Annotated in this window: 20 protein-coding genes; 6 read left to right on the forward strand and 14 right to left on the reverse strand. The window is 74.4% G+C overall.

Going from position 1 to position 19,193, the window contains the following annotated elements:
- The first annotated feature begins 43 nt into the window (after positions 1–43).
- The gene (locus tag ABZ858_RS22450) at positions 44–817 is read left to right on the forward strand and encodes an SDR family oxidoreductase (protein WP_361381270.1); all 774 of its coding nucleotides are present in this window, start codon (positions 44–46) and stop codon (positions 815–817) included.
- A gap of 159 nt (positions 818–976) precedes the next feature.
- Complete coding sequence (locus ABZ858_RS22455; protein WP_361381273.1) at positions 977–1,675, forward strand: ester cyclase; 699 nt, start codon at positions 977–979, stop codon at positions 1,673–1,675.
- 88 nt (positions 1,676–1,763) lie between these two features.
- Here ABZ858_RS22455 and groL read toward each other — a convergent pair whose 3' ends face one another.
- From groL to ABZ858_RS22475, 4 genes are all read right to left on the reverse strand, one after another.
- On the reverse strand, positions 1,764–3,389 hold the full coding sequence (groL, locus tag ABZ858_RS22460; RefSeq protein ID WP_361381276.1) for a chaperonin GroEL: 1,626 nt from the start codon (positions 3,387–3,389) through the stop codon (positions 1,764–1,766).
- A gap of 117 nt (positions 3,390–3,506) precedes the next feature.
- Positions 3,507–3,815, reverse strand: a complete 309-nt coding sequence (groES, locus tag ABZ858_RS22465; protein WP_086729066.1) for a co-chaperone GroES — start codon at positions 3,813–3,815, stop codon at positions 3,507–3,509.
- 400 nt (positions 3,816–4,215) lie between these two features.
- Positions 4,216–5,040, reverse strand: coding sequence for a polysaccharide deacetylase family protein (locus ABZ858_RS22470; RefSeq protein ID WP_361381281.1), 825 nt, complete (start codon positions 5,038–5,040; stop codon positions 4,216–4,218).
- Positions 5,037–6,014 (reverse strand): polysaccharide deacetylase family protein, encoded by a 978-nt coding sequence (locus ABZ858_RS22475; protein WP_361381283.1) that lies wholly within the window; start codon positions 6,012–6,014, stop codon positions 5,037–5,039. Before ABZ858_RS22475 ends, ABZ858_RS22470 begins: the two co-directional genes overlap by 4 nt.
- Positions 6,015–6,105: 91 nt before the next feature.
- Between ABZ858_RS22475 and ABZ858_RS22480 the strand changes: the two genes are divergently transcribed.
- Positions 6,106–7,293 (forward strand): methyltransferase domain-containing protein, encoded by a 1,188-nt coding sequence (locus tag ABZ858_RS22480; protein ID WP_361381285.1) that lies wholly within the window; start codon positions 6,106–6,108, stop codon positions 7,291–7,293.
- Positions 7,294–7,473: 180 nt separating this feature from the next.
- Positions 7,474–7,899 carry an MscL family protein gene (locus ABZ858_RS22485; protein WP_361381287.1) on the forward strand — a complete coding sequence of 142 codons (426 nt, stop codon included), beginning with the start codon at positions 7,474–7,476 and terminating at the stop codon, positions 7,897–7,899.
- A 265-nt stretch (positions 7,900–8,164) separates the two neighbouring features.
- On the opposite strand, the gene ABZ858_RS22490 is transcribed toward ABZ858_RS22485, so the two are convergent.
- The 4 genes from ABZ858_RS22490 to tsaB are packed head-to-tail and all read right to left on the reverse strand — an operon-like array spanning position 8,165 to position 10,741.
- Positions 8,165–8,440 (reverse strand): hypothetical protein, encoded by a 276-nt coding sequence (locus tag ABZ858_RS22490; RefSeq protein ID WP_361381290.1) that lies wholly within the window; start codon positions 8,438–8,440, stop codon positions 8,165–8,167.
- The gene (tsaD, locus tag ABZ858_RS22495) at positions 8,437–9,567 is read right to left on the reverse strand and encodes a tRNA (adenosine(37)-N6)-threonylcarbamoyltransferase complex transferase subunit TsaD (RefSeq protein ID WP_361381293.1); all 1,131 of its coding nucleotides are present in this window, start codon (positions 9,565–9,567) and stop codon (positions 8,437–8,439) included. Before tsaD ends, ABZ858_RS22490 begins: the two co-directional genes overlap by 4 nt.
- A 5-nt stretch (positions 9,568–9,572) precedes the next feature.
- On the reverse strand, positions 9,573–10,043 hold the full coding sequence (gene rimI / locus ABZ858_RS22500) for a ribosomal protein S18-alanine N-acetyltransferase (protein WP_361381544.1): 471 nt from the start codon (positions 10,041–10,043) through the stop codon (positions 9,573–9,575).
- 44 nt (positions 10,044–10,087) lie between these two features.
- Complete coding sequence (tsaB, locus tag ABZ858_RS22505; RefSeq protein WP_361381297.1) at positions 10,088–10,741, reverse strand: tRNA (adenosine(37)-N6)-threonylcarbamoyltransferase complex dimerization subunit type 1 TsaB; 654 nt, start codon at positions 10,739–10,741, stop codon at positions 10,088–10,090.
- A gap of 149 nt (positions 10,742–10,890) precedes the next feature.
- Between tsaB and ABZ858_RS22510 the strand changes: the two genes are divergently transcribed.
- Positions 10,891–11,457, forward strand: a complete 567-nt coding sequence (locus ABZ858_RS22510) for a hypothetical protein (protein ID WP_361381300.1) — start codon at positions 10,891–10,893, stop codon at positions 11,455–11,457.
- A 44-nt stretch (positions 11,458–11,501) separates the two neighbouring features.
- On the opposite strand, the gene ABZ858_RS22515 is transcribed toward ABZ858_RS22510, so the two are convergent.
- From ABZ858_RS22515 to ABZ858_RS22535, 5 genes are all read right to left on the reverse strand, one after another.
- Positions 11,502–11,711 carry a hypothetical protein gene (locus tag ABZ858_RS22515; protein WP_361381303.1) on the reverse strand — a complete coding sequence of 70 codons (210 nt, stop codon included), beginning with the start codon at positions 11,709–11,711 and terminating at the stop codon, positions 11,502–11,504.
- Between the two features lie 179 nt (positions 11,712–11,890).
- Positions 11,891–12,445 carry a tRNA (adenosine(37)-N6)-threonylcarbamoyltransferase complex ATPase subunit type 1 TsaE gene (gene tsaE, locus ABZ858_RS22520; RefSeq protein WP_361381306.1) on the reverse strand — a complete coding sequence of 185 codons (555 nt, stop codon included), beginning with the start codon at positions 12,443–12,445 and terminating at the stop codon, positions 11,891–11,893.
- A complete protein-coding gene (locus ABZ858_RS22525) occupies positions 12,411–13,640 on the reverse strand; it encodes an alpha/beta hydrolase (RefSeq protein WP_361381309.1) in 1,230 nt (409 codons plus the stop codon). The genes tsaE and ABZ858_RS22525 overlap by 35 nt, the downstream gene beginning before the upstream one ends.
- Positions 13,641–13,749: 109 nt before the next feature.
- Positions 13,750–15,000, reverse strand: coding sequence for an alanine racemase (gene alr / locus ABZ858_RS22530; RefSeq protein ID WP_361381312.1), 1,251 nt, complete (start codon positions 14,998–15,000; stop codon positions 13,750–13,752).
- A 347-nt stretch (positions 15,001–15,347) separates the two neighbouring features.
- Complete coding sequence (locus ABZ858_RS22535) at positions 15,348–16,784, reverse strand: NAD(P)H-hydrate dehydratase (protein ID WP_361381315.1); 1,437 nt, start codon at positions 16,782–16,784, stop codon at positions 15,348–15,350.
- Positions 16,785–17,024: 240 nt separating this feature from the next.
- On the opposite strand from ABZ858_RS22535, the gene ABZ858_RS22540 reads away from it, so the two are divergent.
- A complete protein-coding gene (locus tag ABZ858_RS22540) occupies positions 17,025–18,788 on the forward strand; it encodes a PP2C family protein-serine/threonine phosphatase (RefSeq protein WP_361381318.1) in 1,764 nt (587 codons plus the stop codon).
- A 9-nt stretch (positions 18,789–18,797) separates the two neighbouring features.
- On the opposite strand, the gene ABZ858_RS22545 is transcribed toward ABZ858_RS22540, so the two are convergent.
- Positions 18,798–19,169, reverse strand: coding sequence for a holo-ACP synthase (locus tag ABZ858_RS22545; RefSeq protein WP_361381321.1), 372 nt, complete (start codon positions 19,167–19,169; stop codon positions 18,798–18,800).
- Between the last annotated feature and the right edge of the window lie 24 nt (positions 19,170–19,193).

Below are 19,193 nucleotides of genomic sequence, written 5' to 3' on the forward strand. Positions count from 1 at the left end.
GCGCAGATCGGGAACCGGCCGCCGGGACCACTAACCTTTCGCCATGACAACGGCTCTGATTACGGGATCGACCGCCGGCATCGGTGCCGCGTTCGCGCGGCGGCTGGCGGCGGACGGGCACGACCTCGTCCTGGTGGCGCGCGACACCGAGCGGCTGACGGAGCAGGCGACCGAGCTGCACGACCGGCACGGCGTCGAGGCCGAGGTGCTGACCGCCGACCTGGCCACCGACCAGGGCATCGAGACGGTCGCCGCCCGGCTGGCGGACCGCAGGAACCCGGTCGACCTGCTGGTCAACAACGCGGGCTTCGGCAACAAGGGCCGCTACCTCGACGTGCCGATGGCCGACGAGCTGAGGATGCTCAAGGTGCACATCGAGGCGGTGCTGCGGCTGACCTCGGCGGCCACCGCCGCGATGCGCGAGCGCGGCCGGGGCGGCGTGGTGAACGTGGCCTCGGTGGCCGCGTTCGTGCCGCGCGGCACCTACGGGGCGTCGAAGTCGTGGGTCGTGCAGTTCACCCAGGGCGCGGCGCGCGACCTGGCGGGCAGCGGCGTACGGCTGATGGCGCTGTGCCCCGGTTTCGTGCGCACCGAGTTCCACCAGCGGGCCGGCATGGGCACGGACAACATCCCGAGCTGGATGTGGCTGGACGCGGACAAGCTGGTCGCGGCGGCCCTGGCGGACCTGGCCCGCGGCCGGTCCCTGTCGGTCCCGGACCCGCGCTACAAGGCGCTGATGGGCCTGGTGAAGCTGGCCCCGCGGGGCCTGCTGGGCGGGGTCACGTCGAAGACGGGACGCAAGTACGGCCCGCAGTGACGCACGGCGGCCCGCTGTGACGCGCGCGGCTGCGGTGCCGCGCCCGTCCGGCGGTGCCGCGCGCGGCCGGCGGCGGCCGGGCGGCGTCGTCGCCCCGGCGGCCGGCCGGTGGGAAAATGGCGGTGACACGACCGGGTCAGGGGGGCCGGAGGCGGTGCCATGACCTTCGTACAGCTCATCGAGTGCCGGACGAGCCGGCTGGACGAGATGAACCGGCTGCTGGACACCTGGGTCGAGCGGACCGGCGGCAGGCGGGCCGCGACCCACGCGCTGGTCGGCAAGGACCGCTCGGACGGCGCGCACATCGTGGAGATGGTGGAGTTCGCGTCGTACGAGGAGGCGATGCGGGCCTCGAACCTGCCCGAGACCGACGACGTCTTCCGCGGCCTGGTCGCGCTCTGCGACGAGCTGCCCGTCCTCACCGACCTGGAGGTCGTACGGGACGAGCGGTTCGCCGGGCCCGCGGTGCGCCGTTTCTTCGCGGCGCTGACCGCCGCCGGTGAGCTGCCCCCGCTCAACGACCTCATCGACGAGGACTGCCACAGCCACGATCCGGTCAACGCGCAGGACACCATCGGGCTGGACGCGATCCGGCGCGAGTACCGGATGTGGCGGGACGCCTTCGACTCCGCCTTCACCGTCGAGGACGTGCTCGTCCAGGACGACCGCGCCTGCGCCCGCTGGCGGTGGGACGCCGTGCACCGGGGCGAGTTCCTGGGCATCGCCCCCACCGGGCGGCGGGTCACCATGACCGGCACGACCCTCTTCCGGCGCGGCGCGCGCGGCACCTTCGCCGAGCTGTGGTGGCAGCGCGACCAGCTGGGCCTGATGCAGCAGCTGGGCGAGCTGGAAGGCTGAGCCGACCGGGCTTCCGGGCGGCGGACGCGCCGGTGCCCGGCACCCCCGAGGGGATGCCGGGCACCGGCGGTCAGCTGGGCGGGTCGCCTCAGTGGGCGTGGCCGTGGCCGTGGCCCGCGGCGGCCGGCTCTTCCTCTTCCTTCTTCTCGACGACCAGGGTCTCGGTCGTCAGCAGGAGGGAGGCGATGGAGGCGGCGTTCTCCAGGGCGGAGCGGGTGACCTTGACCGGGTCGATGACGCCGGCCTTGACCAGGTCGCCGTACTCACCGGTGGCGGCGTTGTAGCCGCTGCCCTTCTCCAGCTCGGCGACCTTGGAGACGATGACGTAGCCCTCCAGGCCGGCGTTCTCCGCGATCCAGCGCAGCGGCTCGACGGCGGCGCGGCGGACGACCGAGACACCGGTGGCCTCGTCGCCGGTCTTGTCGAGGTTGCCCTCCAGGACCTTCACGGCGTGCACCAGCGCGGAGCCACCACCGGAGACGATGCCCTCCTCGACCGCGGCGCGGGTCGCGGAGATGGCGTCCTCCAGACGGTGCTTCTTCTCCTTCAGCTCCACCTCGGTGGCGGCGCCGACCTTGATCACGCACACGCCGCCGGCCAGCTTCGCGAGGCGCTCCTGGAGCTTCTCGCGGTCCCAGTCGGAGTCGGTGGTCTCGATCTCGGCCTTGATCTGGGCGACGCGGCCCTCGACGTCCGCCTTGTTGCCGGCGCCGTCGACGATCGTGGTGTCGTCCTTGGTGACGGTGACGCGGCGGGCGGAGCCGAGCACGTCAAGGCCGACCTGGTCGAGCTTGAGGCCGACCTCCTCGGAGATGACGGTGGCGCCGGTGAGGACGGCCATGTCCTGGAGCATCGCCTTGCGGCGGTCGCCGAAGCCGGGGGCCTTCACCGCGGTGGCGTTGAAGGTGCCGCGGATCTTGTTGACGACGAGGGTGGAGAGCGCCTCGCCCTCGACGTCCTCGGCGATGATCAGCAGCGGCTTCGAGGCGTTCGCCTGGATGATCTTCTCAAGCAGCGGCAGCAGGTCCGCGATGGAGCCGATCTTGCCCTGGTTGATCAGGATGTACGGGTCGTCGAGGACGGCCTCCATACGCTCCTGGTCGGTGACGAAGTACGGCGACAGGTAGCCCTTGTCGAAGGCCATGCCCTCGGTGAAGTCCAGCTCCAGGCCGAAGGTGTTGGACTCCTCGACGGTGATGACACCGTCCTTGCCGACCTTGTCCATCGCCTCGGCGATCAGCTCGCCGACCTGCTGGTCCTGGGCGGACAGCGCGGCCACGGCGGCGATGTCGGACTTCTCGTCGATCGGGCGGGCCGAGGCGAGCAGGTCGTCGGAGACGGCCTTGACCGCGGCGTCGATGCCCTTCTTCAGCAGCGCCGGGGAGGCACCGGCGGCCACGTTCTTCAGGCCCTCGCGCACCAGGGCCTGGGCGAGCACGGTGGCGGTGGTGGTGCCGTCACCCGCGATGTCGTTGGTCTTGGTCGCCACCTCCTTCACCAGCTGGGCGCCCAGGTTCTCGTACGGGTCCTCGATCTCGACCTCACGGGCGATGGTGACACCGTCGTTGGTGATGGTCGGGGCGCCGAACTTCTTGTCGATGACGACGTTGCGGCCCTTGGGGCCGATCGTCACCTTGACCGTGTCGGCAAGCTTGTTGACGCCGCGCTCGAGGGCGCGACGGGCGTCCTCGTCGAACTTCAGGATCTTCGCCATGGCAGCGGGAGCCCTCTCGGAAATCTTGGGTGAAAAAGAAACTGCGCCCCGGGCGCCCGGCTTCTTATCGGTTGCGGGGGCCAAGGGCGCAGTTCACAGCGGGAATGCTGAGGTGACTTACTTCTCGATGATCGCGAGGACGTCGCGAGCCGAGAGAACGAGGTACTCCTCGTTGTTGTACTTCACCTCGGTGCCGCCGTACTTGCTGTAGAGCACGACGTCGCCGACCTGGACGTCGAGCGGAAGGCGGTTGCCGTCCTCGAAGCGGCCCGGGCCCACGGCCAGGACGACGCCCTCCTGGGGCTTCTCCTTGGCGGTGTCCGGAATGACCAGGCCCGAGGCCGTGGTCTGCTCGGCGTCGAGCGGCTGGACCACGATGCGGTCCTCAAGCGGCTTGATGGCAACCTTGGAGCTGGCGGTCGTCACGATCCGACCTCCCCCTTCGGAGATCTCACGGGGTTAACTGTCTGAGGTGGCGACCAGGTCGATCCGTCGTCGCGGGTGCCGGACCTGCCCGTCGCTGTGTTGGCACTCTCCGGTGGGGAGTGCCAGAGCCGAGACTATGACCGTCGTTAGCACTCGGTCAAGCGGAGTGCCAATTGCCTCGTGGCGCGTCGCGGGGTGGGGGCTTGTTCTGGGCCTCGGTGAGGGGTGCTGTTTCTTGTGGCGGACGTCCCTGGGGGCCGCCGCCCCCAGGCCCCCGCTTCGGCCTGGACGGCCTCGCCCTCAAGCGCCGGACGGGCCGGTCATGCCAACCCCATGTCACAGGTGGTCCGAGTCGCAGGTGGTCCGAGTCACAGGTAGTCCGGGTCACAGGTGGTCCGAGTCACAGGTAGTCCGACAGCCTGCCCGCCGTCAGGCCCTGGGTCTGGAGGGTGCGCAGGATTCGGGTGGTGCGTTCGTGCAGGGAGGCGGCGGGGTCGTCGTCGTCCGAGGTGACGAGGACGATGTCGCCGGGGCCGAGGCGGTGCGGGCCGTGGGCGAAGCGCAGGCCGGTGTCCTTCATCGACGCCCGCCACAGGACGACCGCGCGGACACCGCAGTCGGCGGCGGCGCGCAGGGTCGTGGTGTCGTACGAGCCGTAGGGCGGCCGCAGCAGGCGCGAGCGGGCGCCGAAGCGGGCGCGCAGCCGGTCGCGCTGGCCGCAGATCTCGGCGCGCTGGCCCGCGTAGGGCACCCCGCGCAGCGCGGGGTGGTCCAGGGTGTGGTTCTGCAGGTCCGCGCCGGCCGCGCGCAGCCGGGCGAAGTGCCCGGAGCCGGGTCCGGCGGCGCTGCCGGTGAGGAACACGGCGATGGGCAGGCGCAGTTCGCGGACCATGTCGACGAAGCGCGGGTCCCGTTCGGCGCCGTCGTCGTAGGTGAGGAAGACGACCCGGTCCGGGGTGTCGACGTGGTCCAGGACCGGGGGGCCGGTGCGGGTGCGGGCGGCGGTGGTGCGGGCCGGCGGGCGCGGCGGCACGGGCAGCGGGGCCGCCAGGCCCCAGCGAAGGTAGGGCCGGTCGGCCGCCGGGCTCGCGGGCCGCACCCGCTGCGCCGCCTTGCGGCCCAGCCGCTCGATCGGGTCGACGGACGGCGCGCAGCCGGCCAGGAGCAGCAGCGCGGCCGCGAGCAGGGCGGCGGCCGTGCGCCGCGGCCACGGCCGCGGTCTCACAGGTAGTCCTCCAGCCGGGCCACCGCGTAGCCGTGGGCCGTCGCGTAGTTCAGGAACCGGCGCATGTCGTCGACCATCGTGCCGTTCCACTCGTCGGTGCCGCGGAAGTGGGTGAGCACGATGTCGCCGGGGCGCAGCCGCTGGTCGTCCTCGCGGAACTCCCAGTGGTCGACGTAGACCTCCTCGTTCCAGATCGGCGCGTACCGGATGCCGCAGGACTTGGCGGCCCGCAGGGTGTCCTGGTTGTAGTTGCCGTAGGGCGGGCGCAGCAGGCGGGGCCGCTTGCCGAACTGCTTCTGCATGATGTCCTGCATGTCGCAGATCTCGCGCCGCTGCTCGTCGTAGGAGAGACCGGGCAGGTAGGGGTGGTGCAGGGTGTGGTTGTTGAGGGTGTTGCCCAGGGACTGCGCCCTGCGGAAGTAGCCGTAGTCGTCCTTGACGAGGTAGTTGCTGAGGAAGGCCGAGTAGGGGACCTTCAGCTCGTCCATCATGCGCAGGAACGCCGGGTCCTTCTCCGCGCCGTCGTCGATGGTGAGGAAGAGGATCTTGTCCTTGGTGGGGACGGTGGTGAAGACCGGGGGCAGGCCCCAGTCCTCCTGGTGGTCCACCTCGAAGCCGGCGCGGGCCTGGATGACCGGTTTGACGGCCGGGGGCGCGGGGGGCGTGAGGGGGACCTGTGCGAGCCCCCAGCGCTTGGCCGCGGCGGCGCGCGCGGCGGCGGAGGCGCGCAGCCGGGTGGCGTAGGAGTCGAGGGCGCGCGCCGGGGGCGCCTGGAGGCGCTGCTGCCCCTGGGCGGGCTGGACGGGCGCGTCCGCGCCGCTCTGCGGCCCGGAGCAGCCGGAGGCGAGGGCGGCCGCGGCGAGCACGGCGAGGGCGGCGTGCGGCGCCGCCTTGCGTCCCCGGGGGCGCAGGGGGCGCAGGTGGCGCAGCGGGCCCAGGGTGCGATTTTTGTCATTTTGTACTACTACACTCATGGCGCCGGATCCTCGCAGCCCGCGCCCCCGCCTCCGCCGCGACACCTCGGCCGGCGGCACACCATCCACCGGATTGGCCGACAATGAGCCGGTGACCGACCCACTCCACGCCTTCACCGCCCTGCTCGGCCCCGAGGGCCGCGCCCTCCTGGACGAGGTGCGCGGCACCGCCCCCGCCGACGAACTCGCCGTCGCCACCCGGCTGCGCCGCGACCACCCCGCCGAGCTGGTGTCGGCGGCGCTCGGGCAGGCCCGGCTGCGGCAGCGGGCGGCGGCGAAGTTCGGGGACGAGGACGCGGCGCGGATGTTCTTCACGGCCAACGGGGTCGAGCAGTCCACCCGGGCGAGTGTGGCGGCGTACCGGGCGCGGCGGCTGAAGGACCTGGGCGTCACCTCGCTCGCCGATCTGTGCTGCGGGATCGGCGGTGACGCGATCGCGCTCGCCCGCGCCGGGGTCCGGGTCCTCGCCGTCGACCGGGACCCGGTGACGGCCGCCACCGCCCGCGCCAACGCCGAGGCGCTGGGCCTGTCCGGCCTGATCGAGGTGCGGGAGGCGGATGTGACGGAGGTGGACACCTCGGCGTACGACGCGGTCTTCGTCGACCCGGCGCGGCGGGGCGGGCGCGGGCGCGTGTTCGACCCGGAGGCGTACTCGCCGCCGCTGTCCTGGGCCGTCGAGGCGGCCCTGAAGGCACCGCGCGCCGCCCTGAAGGTCGCCCCCGGCATCCCCCACGAGGCCGTCCCGGCGCAGGCCGAGGCGGAGTGGATCTCCGACGGCGGGGACGTGAAGGAGGCGGTGCTGTGGTTCGGCACCGAGCCGGGACTGGTGCGGGCGACCCTGCTGCCCGGCCCGCGCACCCTGCGCGGCCGCGGCCTGCCCGATCCGCCGGTACGCCCCCTGGGCCGCTTCCTGTACGAGCCCGACGGCGCCGTCATCCGCGCCCATCTGGTCGCCGAGGCGGCGGCGGAACTCGACGGCGGCCTGATCGACGAGACCATCGCCTACATCACCGCCGACACGCTGCGCCCCACCCCGTACGCCACCGCCTACGAGATCACCGACCAGCTGCCCTTCAACCTCAAGAAGCTGAAGGCCCTGCTGCGCGAGCGCGAGGTCGGCACGCTGACCGTGAAGAAGCGCGGCTCGGCGGTCGAGCCGGAGGAACTGCGCCGCAAGGCACTGCCGAAGCCGCACGGCCGCGCCGCGCTCACCGTCTTCCTCACCCGCGTCGCGGGCGCCCCCACCATGCTGCTCGGGCACCCCGCCCCGGCCGCCTGAGCCCCCGGCCGCCTCGACTCCGGCCGACCGAGCCCCGGTCGCCCGAGCCCCCGGTCGGCGGCGCTCCGGGTGCGGGCCGTGCCGTGCGCGCCGAGGGTGGAGGCGACGAGCGGGAGCCGTCGGCGGCCGGGTGGCCCGGCCGCCGCGCGGTGCCGGACGGGCGCGGAGGCGAGGGCATCGATGCTGCGGGGCTTCAAGAACTTCCTGATGCGCGGCGATGTCGTCGTCGTGGCCGTCGGCCTGATCGTGGCCCTGGCGTTCAGCACGCTGATCAAGGCGTTCACCGACTCGGTGATCGGCCCGGTCATCGCCCGGGCCCAGGGCGGCACCTCGCCCGGCCTGGGCTGGCAGCTCGGCAGGCCGGGGAACAAGGCGACCTACCTGGACATCGGGGCGTTCCTCTCGGCGCTGGTCTACTTCCTCATCTTCATGGCGGTCGTGTACTTCCTCATCGTGCTGCCCTACAAGCATTTCCAGGGCCGCAGGGGCGTGACGGTCTTCAAGGACCCGGTCCGCACCAAGTCCTGCCCGGCCTGCCTGTCGGACGATCTGCCCGAGGCCGCGCTGAAGTGCCTGCACTGCGGCACCGAGCAGCAGGCGCCCTGAGCGGAGCGACGGCGGCAGCGTCGTCCGGAACGGCAGAACGGCAGGACTACAGGACTACAGGACTACAAAACGACAGAACCCCGCCCCGGAAGACCGGGACGGGGTTCTCATGGAGCGCCGGGCAGGCCTTGCACCTGCATTTCCCCGCAGGAAGCGGGGCGTCTTTCCTTGGACCACCAACGCACTGCTCGCGGGCTTTCGTTCACCCGCTTGCGTGTAATGATCATAGCGCATCCGGGCGGTGGCGCACCACGCCCAGCCGATCTCAGCCGACCGGGCCGCCCTGCTCGTCCGGCACCGCCTCGAACCGCCAGCGGTGCACGGCCCGGGTGACCAACCCCGCGTCCGGCTCGGGCAGTTCCGGCAGCTCGGCGTCGTACGCCGCGTCCCACCACGTGATGACCAGGACCCGGTCCTGCGGGGCGCGCAGGGTCTCCCGGCGCAGCGGCCGCGGGGAGAGTGCCTGCCGCCGGGCCCAGTCGAGGAGTTCCCCGCCCCGGCCGTCCGCCGCGCGGGCCTCCCACATCAGCGCGACCGTCACGGGTACAGGTTTTCCTTGCTGACCTCGTGCACATGGTCGTGCCCGTGACTGTGACTGTGACCGTGGCTGTGCGAGGCGCCCGGGACGTGCGGGTCGGTGACCGGCAGCGAGGAGTCCGCCGACAGGTCCCAGTCGGAGGCCGCGCGGTTGCGGCCGACCATCTCCGCGCCGAGGGCGGCGACCATCGCGCCGTTGTCCGTGCACAGCTTGGGGCGCGGCACCCGCAGCCGGATGCCGGCCCGCTCGCAGCGCTCCTGGGCGAGCACGCGCAGCCGGGAGTTGGCGGCCACGCCGCCGCCGATCATCAGGTGGTCCACGCCCTCGTCCTTGCAGGCGCGCACGGCCTTGCGGGTCAGGACGTCCACCACCGCCTCCTGGAAGGAGGCCGCCACGTCCCGCACCGGGACCTCCTCCCCCGCCGCCCGCCGGGCCTCGATCCAGCGGGCCACCGCCGTCTTGAGGCCGGAGAAGGAGAAGTCGTACGCCGCGTCGCGCGGGCCGGTCAGGCCGCGCGGGAAGGCGATCGCCGCCGGGTCGCCCTCGCGCGCGTACCGGTCGATGACCGGGCCGCCGGGGAAGCCCAGGTTCAGCACCCGCGCGATCTTGTCGAACGCCTCGCCGGCCGCGTCGTCGATCGTCGCGCCCAGCGGGCGGACGTCCGAGGTGATGTCGGCGGACAGCAGCAGCGAGGAGTGGCCGCCGGACACCAGCAGCGCCATCGTCGGCTCGGGCAGCGGGCCGTGCTCCAGCTGGTCCACGCAGATGTGCGAGGCGAGGTGGTTGACGCCGTACAGCGGCTTGCCCAGCGCGTAGGCGTACGCCTTCGCCGCCGAGACACCGACCAGCAGCGCGCCGGCCAGGCCGGGACCGGCGGTGACCGCGATGCCGTCCAGGTCCCGCGCGCTCACCCCCGCCTCCTTCAGCGCGCGGTCGATGGTGGGGACCATCGCCTCCAGGTGCGCCCGCGAGGCGACCTCGGGGACCACACCGCCGAAGCGGGCGTGCTCGTCGACGCTGGAGGCGACGGCGTCCGCCAGCAGGGTGGTGCCGCGCACGATGCCGACGCCGGTCTCGTCGCAGGAGGTCTCGATGCCGAGGACGAGCGGCTCGTCCCGGGTGTCAGCCATGGTCTTCAGGTTCCTTGTACGCCGTTGACGGAGGTTGCTGGATCGGACAGGCGCATGACCAGGGCGTCCACGTTCCCCGGCTGGTAGTAGCCGCGCCGGACGCCGATGGGGGCGAAGCCGAAGCGCTCGTAGAGCTGCTGGGCGCGGACGTTGTCCACCCGGCATTCGAGCATCACCTCGGTGCACTCGAAGGCGGTGGCGGCGCGCAGCAGTTCGGTCAGCAGCCGGGCGCCGAGCCCGCTGCCCCAGTGGTCACGGGCGACCGCGATGGTCTGGACGTCGCCCTGGTCACCGGAGGCGACGAGGCCGGCGTACCCGGTGATCCGGCCGTCCTGCTCGGCCACGACATAGCGCCGGGTCGCCTCCGGGCCGCGGGAGTGCGCCAGCTCGGACCAGAACATGCCCCGCGACCAGGCGTCCTCCGGGAAGAGGGCCTTCTCCAGGTCCAGCACCGGGTCGATGTCCCACCAGCGCATCTCGCGCAGCACGTGCGAGGCGCTCCCGGTCGTCGTCGGTCCGGTCACTTCGGGGTGACCACCTTGTAGTTCTTGGGCACCTGGGCGTCCGGCCGGCGCAGGTACAGCGGCCGGGGCGCGGGCAGCTCCTCACCGGCGGCCAGCCGCTCGGCGGCCAGCGAGGCGAGAGCGGCGGCCGACACGTGCTCGGGCTCGTGCGCCTGCGGGAAGGTGTCCGGGTAGAGCAGCGCGCCCGCGCCGACCGCGGGCAGCCCCGCGACCTGGCCGGCGATGTCCGCGGGACGGTCCACGGCCGGGTCGGTCAGCCGGGTGCGGGAGTCGGCGTAGCGCGCCCAGTAGACCTCCTTGCGGCGGGCGTCGGTGGCCACCACGAAGGGGCCGGGGACGTCGGCCGCGTAGGCGAGCCCGTCGAGCGTGCACACGCCGTACACCGGGACGCCCAGGGCGAGCCCGAAGGTGTCGGCGGTCATCAGGCCGACGCGCAGTCCGGTGTAGGGGCCGGGGCCGGTGCCGGCCACGACGGCCGTGACGGCGTCCAGCTTCAGTCCGGCCTCGGCGAGGACCCGGTCGACGGCCGGCAGCAGCAGCTCTCCGTGCCGGCGCGCGTCCACCTGGGCGGCGGAGGCGATGACGTCCGTGCCGTCGTGCAGGGCGACGGTCACGGCGGGGGTGGCGGTATCCAGAGCGAGCAAGAGCACGCGAACAGCCTACGGCTCCCGGGGCGTCGGCACGGTCGCCCGGGGCGGCCACATTCCGGCTGCTACCGTCACAAACCGGTAAATCGCGCGGCGACCGGGACGGACCGGCACAGCGGCCGGCGCGGTGACTGACGCGGAGGTGGGCGACCGTGGCGAGGAGCAGCGCGGGGTTCGTGGCCGGGCTCACGGCGGCCGCCGTCGCCGCGGTCGGCTTCCTCGCCTACCGGGCCCAGGCGACCGTGCCGCCGGGCCTGGGCAGCAGGGCCGGTGCCACGGCGTCACCGACGGCCGGCGCCACCAAGGCCCCGCGCGACCGGCGGCACCCGGCCGCGCTGCCCGGGGGTTCCGGCACCGGGGAGCGGGTCGTGTACTCGGTGGACGACGACCGGGTGTGGCTGGTCGGGGCGGGCGGCCACGTCGAGAACACCTTCCGGGTCACCGCGGGCACCGTCGACCCGGCGCCGGGGACGTACGCGGTCACCTCGCGGTCGAAGGCGATCACCGGGACCGACGGGGTGCCCGTCGAGCACGTCGTGCGCTTCGCCGGCGTGAACGGGGTCGTGATCGGCTTCAGCGCGCCGGTGGACGACGAGGCGACGCCGGAGAGCGACACGTCCGGGACGGTGCAGACCGGCGGCATCCGCGAGTCGCGGCCGGACGGCGAGGCCATGTGGATGTTCGCGACGATCGGCCAGAAGGTCGTCGTCATCCGGTGAGGCCGAGCCGTCAACCGGCAGGGCCGAGCCGTCATCCGACAGGGCTACGCCGCTCGCCGGTGCTCGTCCACCGGACGGGTGTCCGGACGAGTGTCCGGCAGTGCGTCCTGGCGGGCGTCCGAGTGCGGCGCGGCGGGCTCCGGGGCGCGCGGCGGGCGGGAGACCGCCTCGGCCGCGGCGCAGGAGGCCAGCAGGTCGCTCATGCGCACACCGGCGGTCGCGTACGGCCGCGGCTGGTGCTCGGTGGCCGGCATGGGCGCCTCCTGAAGGCCGGGGGCGGGCGTGGTTAGGTAGACCTAACCACGAGCTGGATCCCATGTGACCACGCCCGGGACGCCCGGCGCAAGACTTGCCGACGCACTGTCGGAACACGCCGGTCAGCCGGTCCGGCGGTCGGACACTCAGGCGGTCAGGCGGTCAGGCGGTCAGGCGGTCAGACGGTCAGCGCGCCGAGGTCCACGTCCGTCCAGCGCGGGCCGATGCCCGTCACCGTCACGTGCCGCACCTCGTCCGCGTCCTGGCCGCCGGGCTCCGCCTCCCGGGCGGGCGCGCCGCCGACGGTCCGGTGGATGAGGATCTGCAGCCGCTCGTCGGTCAGCTCCTCGACCTTGCCCTCGCCCCACTCCACGACGATCACCGACTCCGGCAGCGAGACGTCCAGGTCCAGGTCCTCCATCTCGTCGAGCCCGCCGGACAGGCGGTACGCGTCGACATGGACGAGCGGCGGGCCGTCGCCGAGGGAGGGGTGCACGCGGGCGATCACGAAGGTCGGGGAGGTGACGGCGCCGCGCACGCCGAGGCCCTCGCCCAGGCCGCGGGTCAGCGTGGTCTTGCCCGCGCCGAGTTCGCCGCTGAGCATCACGAGGTCCCCCGCGCGCAGCTGCCCGGCGAGCCGGCGGCCCAGCTCCCGCATCTGGTCGGGAGAGGTGATGGTGATCGCGGCGGACCCGGGCTCAGCCGGGCTGTGCGGTGCTGCTGGTGCTTCCATGTCCACCCACGGTAGCGCCTGCCGGGACCGCGCCGACGCGCGCGAGCAGGTCCGCGAGCCGGTCGGTGACGACCTCGGGGTGCTCCAGCATCACCAGATGGCCGGCGTCCGGGACCAGCACCAGTTCCGCGTCGGGGAGCAGGCCGGCGATGGCCTCGCTGTGCTCGCTGGGCGTGACCAGGTCCTGCACCCCGGCCAGCACCAGCACGGGTATGTCCGTGAACAGGGCCAGCGCGCCGGTCTTGTCGTGGTCGGTGAAGGCCGGGTAGAACTCCGCGACCACGTCGATCGGCGTGTTCTCGATCATCCGTTCGGCGAACCGGGCGACCGCCGGATCGACGTCCCGCCCGGCGAACGAGTAGCGCTTGATGATCCCGGCGAACAGGTCGGCGGTGGCCCGCCGCCCCCGTTCCACCAGTTCGGCGCGTTGCCCGAGCGCCTTCAGCACACCGGGCAGCACCCGGCGCACCGCGTTGACGCCGGCCACCGGAAGCCCGAAGTTGACCTCGCCGAGCCGCCCGGAGGAGGTGCCCACGAAGGCGGTGGCCACGACCCGCTCGCGGATCAGCTCGGGGTACTGGGCGGCCAGGGCCATCACCGTCATGCCGCCCATGGAGTGCCCGGCCAGCACGATCGGACCCTCGGGCGCGGCGGCGTCGAGCACGGCCTTCAGATCGCGGCCGAGCTGGTCGATGGTGAGCGGCACGTCGTCACGGGCCTGCCCCACGCCCCGCCCGGAGCGCCCGTGGCTGCGCTGGTCCCAGTGCACGGTCCGGACGACACCGCGCAGCGCGGCGCGCTGGAAGTGCCAGGAGTCCTGGCTGAGGCAGTAGCCGTGGCTGAAGACGACGGTGACGGGAGCGGGCTGCCTGCTGCCGAAGAGCCGGCGGCGGCGCGGGGACAGGTGCGCGGCGGTGTCCGGGTCGAGGTCGTCGACCTCGTAGTACAGCTCGGTGCCGTCGTCGGCGTACGCCTTGCCCGGCCGGCCGCGCAGGGTCCCGTACGGGCCCGCGGCGTCCAGGGCGAGCCGGGCCTTGCGGCGCATGCCCCGGCCGACGGTCATCCGTTCGACGGCGACGGTGGCGGCGGCGCCCGCGGCCACCACGCCCAGCGCGGCGCCCGCTATGCCGGTCGCCCGGCGCCAGCCGCCGGCGCCCGCGGCCGAGGCGGCGGCCACCGCACTGCTCTCGCTCACGTACCGCTCCTCCGTGTGACGACGTATGACGTACTGGTGTTCGGTCCGCGCGAGGGCGGCCGGTCCCGCGCAGCGTACGCGCCTGACCGGAAGTGTTCCGCGACGCGCGTCACGCTCCCCGCGTGGAACGCTCCCCGTCCCCTGCCGTCTCCCTCGCCCCGTGCCCGTCTGCCCCGTCCTCGTCTGCCCCGTCCTCGTCCGCGTGCACATGGACGCGCGGCACGCGGCCGCCGACGCGGGTGACGATCTCGTACGCGATGGTGCCCGCGGCCTGCGCCCAGTCCTCGGCGGTGGGCTCGCCGGCGTCGCCGGGCCCGAACAGCACGGCAGGCGAGCCGACCTCGGGCTCGTCGCCGCCCAGGTCCACCACGAACTGGTCCATGGCGACCCGGCCCGCGACCGTACGCAGCTTGCCGCCCACCAGGACCGGTCCGGTGCCGGAGGCGTGACGCGGGATGCCGTCCGCGTAGCCGACGGGCACCAGGCCGAGCGTGGTCTCGCCCGGGGTGACGTAGTGGTGGCCGTAGCTGACGCCGTGGCCGCCCGGCACGTGCTTCACCAGGGCCAGCGAGGCAGTCAGGGTCATCACCGGGCGCAGCCCGAAGTCGGCCGGGGTGCCGATCTCGGGGCTGGGCGAGATGCCGTAGAGGGCGATGCCGGCCCGGACGAGGTCGAAGTGGGTCTCGGGCAGGGTGAGCAGGGCCGGCGAGTTGGCGATGTGCCGCACCTCCGGGCGTACGCCCCGCGCCTCGGCGTGGGCGACCATCTCGTGGAAGCGGGCGAGCTGCGCGGCGATGGAGGGGTGGCCCGGCTCGTCGGCGCAGGCGAAGTGGGACCACAGTCCGGTGACGCGGACCAGTCCCTCGGCCTCGGCGCGCAGCGCCTCGGTGACGAGGGCGGGCCAGTCGGCGGGCTGGCAGCCGTTGCGGCCGAGTCCGGTGTCGGCCTTGAGCTGCACGCGCGCGGGCCGGCCTGCGGCGCGCGCCGCCTCCCGTACCTCCGCCAGGGCCCACAGGCCGCTCACGGACACGTCCACGTCGGCCTCGACGGCCTCCCGCCACGGGCCGCCCGGCGTCCACAGCCAGCACAGGACGCGCACCTGAGCGGGCGTCAGCCCGGCGGCGCGCAGCGCGAGCGCCTCCTCGGGCGTGGCGGTGCCCAGCCAGGCCGCCCCGGCGGCCACGGCCGCGCGGGCGCACGCGACGGCGCCGTGGCCGTACGCGTCGGACTTGACCACGGCCATCAGGGCCGCACCGGGCGCCCGCTCGCGCAGGGCGCGCACATTGGCCCGCAGAGCGGCCAGATCGATCTCGGCGCGGGCGCGCAACGGGGCCGTCCGCGGGTGTGCTGTCTCGTTCATCGCGCCCCCAGTGTCTCAGAGGGGCGGGCGGGGGTGGAGGCCGTAGGGGCGGCGGGGTGCGGTGCGGGGCGTGGCGGGGGTGGAGGGGTGGAGAGAAGCGGGCGCGTGGGGGCGCGGCGCAAAGGCGCGTGGTGCGGTGGGCACGTGGTGCGTCACGTGGTGCGTGGTGCGGTGGGTGCGTGGTGCGTGGTGCGGTGGGTGCGGGGCGCGGTGCTACCGGCGCACGCCCTCCCGCATACGGCGCGCCCCCGCCCCCCTCTCCTCCCCCGCCTGACGGCCCCTCACCGCCGCTCGCCACCACAGCCGCAGGGCCACGTCAGTCACCCCGCTCCCCCACGCCGGCCCCCTCAGTCCCGTACATCCCGCCAAGCCCGGGGGATCGCCTCGGCCACGTCGTGGGCGCCGAGCGGGGCGCCGGATGCGGCGAGGCGGCCGGCCAGGCCGTGCAGGTAGGCGGCCGCGCTGCCCGCGTCCAGGGCGGGCAGGCCCGCCGCCAGCAGCGAGCCGGCCAGTCCCGACAGCACATCGCCGCTGCCGGCGGTGGCGAGCCAGGACGTACCGGTCGGATTGACCCGTACGGGTCCGCCGTCCGGGCCGGCGACGAGGGTGGTCGAGCCCTTGAGGAGGACGGTGGCCCGGTACCGGGCGGCGAGTTCCCGCACGGAGGCCAGCCGCGCGGCCTCCACCTCCTCGCGCGCCACGCCGAGCAGCGCGGCGGCCTCGCCCGCGTGCGGGGTCATCAGGGTGGGCGCGGTACGGGCCCGTACCGCGTCGCGGTCGGCCAGCCGCAGGCCGTCGGCGTCGATCAGGACGGGCACGTCCGTGTCCAGCACCTCGGCCACGGTCGCCGCGTCGTCCCCCGCGCCGGGCCCCACCACCCACGCCTGCACCCGGCCCGCCCCGTGCGGGCCCCGGTCGGACACCAGGGTCTCGGGGAAGCGGGCGATCACGGCGTCCCCGGCCGGTCCGACGTAGCGCACGGCGCCCGCGCCGCCGCGCAGCGCGCCCGACACGGCGAGCACGGCCGCGCCCGGATAGCGGGCCGAACCCGCCGCGATGCCGACGACACCCCGGCGGTACTTGTCGCTCTCGGCGGCGGGCACCGGCAGCAGGGCGGCCACGTCGGCGTGCTGGAGGGCCGCCAGCTCCGGTACGGCGGGCAGTTCGGGTCCGAGGCCGATGTCCACCAGGCGGACCGTGCCGGCGTACTCGCGGGCCGGGTCGACGAGCAGGGCCGGTTTGTGGGTGCCGAAGGTGACGGTGAGGTCGGCGCGGACGGCCGCCCCCCGCACCTCGCCGCTGTCCGCCTCGACCCCGCTGGGCAGGTCCACGGCGACCACGGCGGCGCGCGAGCGGGCCGCCCGCCCGGCCAGGGCCGCGGCCTCGGGGCGCAGCCCGCCCGTGCCGCCGATCCCGACGATGCCGTCGACGACCAGATCGGCCCCGTCGAGCCGCGGACCGGCCGCGTCCGGACGGGTGACCGTGCCACCCGCCCGGCGCAGGGCCGCGAGGCCGCCGGGGTGGGCGCGGTCGGGGGCGAGCAGGACGGCGGTGACACCGGCGCCGCGCCGGGCCAGGCGCGCCCCGGCGTACAGGGCGTCGCCGCCGTTGTCGCCGCTGCCGACGAGCAGCACCACCCTGCTGCCGTAGACCCGTCCCAGCAGGTCCGCGCAGGCCGCGGCGAGCCCGGCGGCGGCACGCCGCATGAGCGCGCCGTCGGGGAGTCCCGCCATGAGGGCGTGCTCGGCTGTCCTGACCGTCTCGACGCTGTACGCGGTACGCATGCGGTCGAGTCTGCCCCGCATACGTGCGGGCGTGCACGGGCACCCGGCACGCGCGGGATGTATCGGGACGATTCGGGATGAAGCCGGGATGTCCGGGGCGCGGCCGGGTGGCCGTCCGCGAACGGCTCGACCAGCATGAAGTGATCACCGGCAGGAAGTGATCACCGGCTTGGAGGGATCACCGGCGTGAGGTGATCGCCCGTACCGGGCCCGCACACCCGAGGGAAGAGGCGCGAGCACATGGCGGACGAACCGGCCGGGTCCGACGTGCCGCACACGCGGGCGGCACCCGGCGGCCCATCGCGCCGGCTGCGGCTCCAGGCGCTGGAACTGCTGCTGACCGAGCAGCGGTTCCGGATCAGCCGGCATGTCCACGCCCGCTCCGCGCCCGGCCGCGAACCGCCCGGCCCCGGCCCGCTGCCGCGCCCCGCCACCGCGGTCGACTCCCCGCTGCGTGAGCTGGTGGACGCCGTGCCGGTGCCGTTCACGATCATCCGCCCGGTGCCCGGCGAGCCGGGCGCGGACCCGGAGTTCCTCTACATGGGCCACAACCGGGCCGCGCGCGAGTACGCCGAGCACCAGCTGCCGCGCGGCGCGATGCCGCCGTGGACCGGCCCGGTCCTGCTGTTCGACCGCTTCCCCACCATGGCGGGCACGCCGGTGCTGCGCCTGCTCCGCGAGGCGTGGCGCACCGGGCTCGCGCAGGGCCCCGAGCCCGCCGACTGGCCGCTGCCCGTGCCCGGCGGCGAGGTGATCCGGATCAGCAGCGACGTCTGGGTGATCCCGTTCGAGGAGCTGCTGCTGCTCAGCTGGGAGCGCGGGCACGAGGCGCTGATGGCGCAGGAGGCGCAGCGCCTGGCCCGGGTGTGCTGGGTCGAGTGGAACCTCGGCGACGGCACGGTCGAGGAGTCCTCGGGGCTGCGCGAGGTGCTGGGCCTGCCGGCCGGGGAGCCGCCGCCCGGCCTGCTGGAACTGGGCGCCATGGTGACGCCGGAGAGCCTGGACGCCCTGTACCGGGCGGTCCACGACATCCTGCTGTCCACCACCCGGTTCGCGGACTGCGATCTGCGGCTGGCCACGGGCGGGCGGCGGGTCGTGCGCTTCGTCGCCGAGCCGGTGCGGCAGGCGGCGGGGCCGGTGTGGGTGGTCCGCGCGGTGCTGCACGACGTGACCGGCGACCGCGTGGCCCGCTCGCTGGCCGAACGGGCCACCCGCGAGGCCCGGGCCCAGCGGGAGCGGGCGGACACCGTCGCCGAGGTGGCCGAGCGGCTGCGGGACGCGGTGCTGCCCGGTTTCCCGGCGGAACTGGCCGAGCACGGGATCGAGGCCGCCGCGGTCTACCGCCCCGAGGGGCGCACGGCACGGGTGGGCGGCGACTGGTACAAGACCCGCGTGCTGCCCTCGGGCAAGCTGCTGGTCGCGCTGGGCGACGCCCGCGGGCACGGGCTGGACGCGGTCACGCTGATGGCGAAGCTGCGGTACGCGCTGGCCGGTCTGGCGTACACCGGCGAGCCGGTGGAACGGCTGACCGCATGGCTGAACACGGTCGCCTGCGACGACGGCGAGGAGTCCACCGCGACCGCGGTCATCGCCCGCTACCACCCCGCCCGCGGCCTGCTGCGCTGGACGTGCGCGGGCCATCCGCCGCCCGTCCTGGTGCGCGACGGCCGGCCGCGGCTGCTCGACCCGCCGCCGGGCGGCCCCGGCCTGCCGCTGGGCGTACTGCCCGAGGCGGTCTACACGGCCGCCGAGACCGTCCTGCGCCCCGGTGACATCGTCCTGCTGTACTCGGACGGGCTGATCGAGCGCCGCGATTCGGACCTCGACCGGGACTCCGCGCGGCTGCTGCGCACGGTCGAGGCGTGCGCCGGCGCCGGTGTCCCGCCGGGCGACCGGGCGCTGGAGGCGTTCGTCCGGGCGGTGGTCGACCGGCTGACCGGCGCGCACACGGCGGACGACGCCACGGTGCTCGCCTACCGGGTCGTGGACGCCGGCGCGGGCTGAGCCGCCCGGCTACCCCTCCGCGATCACCACCGCGGAGGCCACCCCCGCGTCATGACTGAGGGACAGGTGCCAGGAGCGCACCCCGAGTTCGGCCGCGCGCGCGGCGACCGAGCCCTTGACCCGCAGCCGGGGGCGGCCGCTGTCCTCGACGTACACCTCGGCGTCCGTCCACAGCAGTCCGGCCGGGGCGCCGAGCGCCTTGGCGACCGCTTCCTTGGCGGCGAACCGGGCCGCGAGCGAGGCCATGCCCCGGCGCTCGCCGCTGGGCAGCAGCAGCTCGCGTTCCACGAAGAGCCGTGCGACCAGTGCGGGCGTCCGCTCCAGGGACACCGCGAACCGGTCGATCTCGGCCACGTCGATCCCGACCCCGATGATGCTCATGCGCGCAGCCTACGGGCCGGTGCC

This window comes from Streptomyces sp. NPDC047017 (genome assembly GCF_040644175.1).
In the GTDB taxonomy this organism is placed as follows: domain Bacteria; phylum Actinomycetota; class Actinomycetes; order Streptomycetales; family Streptomycetaceae; genus Streptomyces.